Source organism: Corallococcus praedator, from assembly GCF_003612125.1.
Classification (GTDB): domain Bacteria; phylum Myxococcota; class Myxococcia; order Myxococcales; family Myxococcaceae; genus Corallococcus; species Corallococcus praedator.
On the sequence record NZ_RAWI01001014.1, the window covers coordinates 1 to 450 of the forward strand.

Below are 450 nucleotides of genomic sequence, written 5' to 3' on the forward strand. Positions count from 1 at the left end.
GGCGATCGATCAAGAATCATCAATCTTCAGGTGATTCCCTTTAAGATTCCGACTGGAGAACGCCGCTTTTTAGTTTTATTTGAAGAAGCTCCGATCGCGATCAGCTCTAACTCGATCGCGCCAGCAACTCAGGGAAATTTAGAGCAGGCGATCGCTCAACTGACCCAAGAACTCGCCACCGCAGTTCGAGAACGCGCCGCGACCCAAGAGTATTTGCAAGCCGTCATTCAAGAACAAGAACACAGCAACCAAGACCTCAAAATTGCCAATGAAGAAATCTTGTCGAGCAATGAAGAACTGCAAAGCACAAACGAGGAATTAGAAACGGCCAAGGAAGAAATTCAGGCCACAAATGAAGAACTTAATACCACAAACGAAGAACTTCACAGCCGCAATTTTGAACTGCATCAGGTCAATAACGATCTGACTAATTTACTTGCCAGCATCAAC

At 45.6% G+C, this 450-nt stretch carries 1 pseudogene; it reads left to right on the forward strand.

Annotation, left to right across the window (positions count from 1 at the left end):
* A pseudogene (locus tag D7Y13_RS50125) lies at positions 1–450 on the forward strand (chemotaxis protein CheB); the annotation flags it as partial.